The 1,566-nt window shown below is 65.8% G+C and carries 2 protein-coding genes and 1 pseudogene; 2 read left to right on the forward strand and 1 reads right to left on the reverse strand.

The window, feature by feature from the left end:
- Positions 1-61: 61 nt before the first annotated feature.
- Positions 62-253 (forward strand): hypothetical protein, encoded by a 192-nt coding sequence (locus EOA29_RS43505; protein WP_245468729.1) that lies wholly within the window; start codon positions 62-64, stop codon positions 251-253.
- Here the strand turns inward: EOA29_RS43505 and EOA29_RS36005 are convergent.
- Positions 175-600, reverse strand: a pseudogene (locus EOA29_RS36005) (SMP-30/gluconolactonase/LRE family protein); the annotation flags it as partial. The gene EOA29_RS43505 and the pseudogene EOA29_RS36005 sit on opposite strands and share 79 nt — an antisense overlap.
- Before the next feature lie 153 nt (positions 601-753).
- Here EOA29_RS36005 and EOA29_RS36010 point away from each other — a divergent pair.
- Positions 754-1,491 (forward strand): phosphatidylserine decarboxylase, encoded by a 738-nt coding sequence (locus EOA29_RS36010; RefSeq protein ID WP_281059633.1) that lies wholly within the window; start codon positions 754-756, stop codon positions 1,489-1,491.
- Positions 1,492-1,566: the final 75 nt, after the last annotated feature.

The raw sequence follows: 1,566 nt of genomic DNA on the forward strand, positions 1-1,566 counted from the left end.
GCTGATCACGTCGGACGAGACTGTGCGGCAAGTGGCCGAGGACATCGCCTTCGCCAATGGCATGGCGGTGACGCCGGACAACCGTACGCTCATCGTCGCCGAATCCCACGCCAACCGGCTCACCGCCATGCCATTGGCGAAGGCGATGTCCTCGGCCACTTGCCGCACAGTCTCGTCCGACGTGATCAGCACGATGGTGCCCGGTCCGAAATGCTCGCCCGGCGCCGGCGCCGGCCCGCCACCATTGACATAGATGTTGCCGCGCCCGTCGACGACGATTTCGTTCCAGGGGTTTTTCGACAGTCCCCGGAGATCGGCATGCGTGACGAGCGCCCCGTCCGCCTCCTGCCTGAGCAGCAGGCCTTCCCGACCGGAAACCACCAGGAGCAGCCCGTCCGGCAGCCAGTCGATCGAATACGGCAGGACGGCCGGCACGGTTAGCATGACCTCGCTCGTGCCGTCCTCTTCCACGGCGACGATTTCGCCGGTGCCCCAGTTGCAGAGCCAGAGCCGCCCCTCATGCCAGCGTGGCGACTCGCCGAAGGCGAGGCCTTCGGTGATGATCTTTGCTTTCCTGGTGGCGGATTTCGGCGACGGCATGGCTGGCTCCCTGGTTGGGCTGTCCTGCCAAGGACGGGCGAGGGGGCTGCTTTCCGACAGCGGATGCTAAAAGTCCCGCCGGCATCAACAATGCTTGGCATCGGGGAATAGACCTCCCCATTGTTGCGTTGCGGGGAGGGGGGCTTTCGGCTATTGAGGCCGGAACCTGAAACAGGGACCGCCTCCAGCCCTATGACGCTTCTCGATTCGGTCAAGAATACGTTCGTTCCGATCCATCGCGAGGGCTATCCCTTCATCGCCGCTTTCGGCGCGGCAACGCTTTTCCTCGGTTATTTCTCATCGATCCTGTTCTGGATCGGGCTCATCCTCACCGCCTGGTGCGTCTATTTCTATCGCGATCCCGAGCGCGTCACGCCGGTCGACGACCGGCTGGTGGTGAGCCCGGCGGACGGCGTGATCTCGGCCGTCGGCCCTGCCGTGCCGCCGCGAGAGCTTGGCCTGGGCCCCACCGAGATGACCCGCATCTCGGTGTTCATGAATGTCTTTTCCTGCCACATCAACCGCGCCCCGGTGCGCGGCAAGATCACGCGGATCGAGCATCGTCCAGGCAAATTCCTCAATGCCGAGCTCGACAAGGCAAGCTCCGAGAACGAACGCAACGGGCTGGTCATCGACAGCCCCAACGGCACGATCGCGGCCGTACAGATAGCCGGCCTGGTGGCGCGCCGCATCGTCTGCTGGGCAGAGGCCGGCGGCTCGATCGGCATCGGCGAGCGTTTCGGGCTGATCCGCTTCGGTTCGCGCGTCGACGTCTTCCTGCCGTTGAACGCCGTGCCGCGCGTCGCCGTCGGCCAGACGGCGGTGGGCGGCGAGACGGTGGTTGCGGAGTTCGGCGGCGCGGCCGTCGCCCCGCTGGTCAGGATTTCCTGAGCGGTGGGCGCGCCCTTCAAGAAGTTCGAGGCTCACGCCAGCGGCGGTCCGCGCATCCGCGAGATCCCGATGCGC

Source organism: Mesorhizobium sp. M1E.F.Ca.ET.063.01.1.1 (genome assembly GCF_003998155.1).
Lineage (GTDB): Bacteria > Pseudomonadota > Alphaproteobacteria > Rhizobiales > Rhizobiaceae > Mesorhizobium.